This is a genomic window from Acinetobacter sp. TYF_19, assembly GCF_043105125.1.
Taxonomy (GTDB): Bacteria; Pseudomonadota; Gammaproteobacteria; order Pseudomonadales; family Moraxellaceae; genus Acinetobacter; species Acinetobacter johnsonii.
Genome location: NZ_JBICLH010000051.1, coordinates 1 through 938, shown reverse-complemented (window position 1 = coordinate 938; position 938 = coordinate 1). Strand labels below are relative to the sequence as shown.

Here is a 938-nt window from a genome sequence, read left to right as displayed (position 1 = left end):
CCTTGATTGGCTTCAATTAATTTGATGGCTTCAGCTTTAAATTCTGTGGTGTAAGTCTTGTGTTTCTTGCTCATGGTAAACTCCTGATGAGTGTGTTTAGTTTACCAAGTTAAAACCTCCTGTTTTTTCAGCACACATCAAGTATTCTTGATCCATATAAACCCTATTTACTCCATCGTGTAAATGCAGCACATCCTGAATGGATTCCTGCCGTTGTGCTCTACCAGGAAATTTTAGGGTTGGGATATCCAGGAAAGATCAGGATCTTGAGGGAATATCTTGCAACATTAAAACCAGTTGCCAAACTGGAGCCAGTCATTCGTTTTGAAACCCAACCTGGCCAACAAATGCAGGTGGATTTCACCACAATTCGACGCAACAACACGACTTTGAAAGCCTTTGTCGCAACATTAGGGTATTCCAGAGCGACTTTCGTGAAATTTTATGATCATGAACGTACGGATGCATGGATCGATGGTCTGGAAAATGCATTTCAGTTCTTTGCAGGAGTACCTCAGGAAATCCTGTTTGATAACGCTAAAACGATCATGATTGAACGGGATGCCTATCAGGAGGGGCAGCATAAATGGAATCCCAAACTGCTCGACTGCGCCAAGAAATACAGCTTTCGTCCCCGCGTATGTAAGCCCTACCGTGCACAGACCAAAGGCAAAGTTGAACGCTTTAATGGATACCTCAAATCAAGCTTTATTGTGCCATTGAAAGCAAGCCTGAAGACTTCGGGTTTACTGTTAGATGTTGATGTCGCCAATGCCCACATTGGCCGGTGGCTGCATGAAACCGCCAATCAGCGGATTCATGCCACCACGCAAGAAAAACCGGCAGTTCGACTGCAACAGGAGCAGCAAAAATTTACGCCATTACCGCAATCAGATACAGGTTCTAGCACTGTACCTGTTGCAGCAGCACAGCATGTC

General features: G+C 44.6%; 1 pseudogene. It reads left to right on the top strand.

The window, feature by feature from the left end:
• Positions 1-140 precede the first annotated feature (140 nt).
• A pseudogene (gene istA / locus ACF8FD_RS06690) lies at positions 141-938 on the top strand (IS21-like element ISAba8 family transposase); the annotation flags it as partial.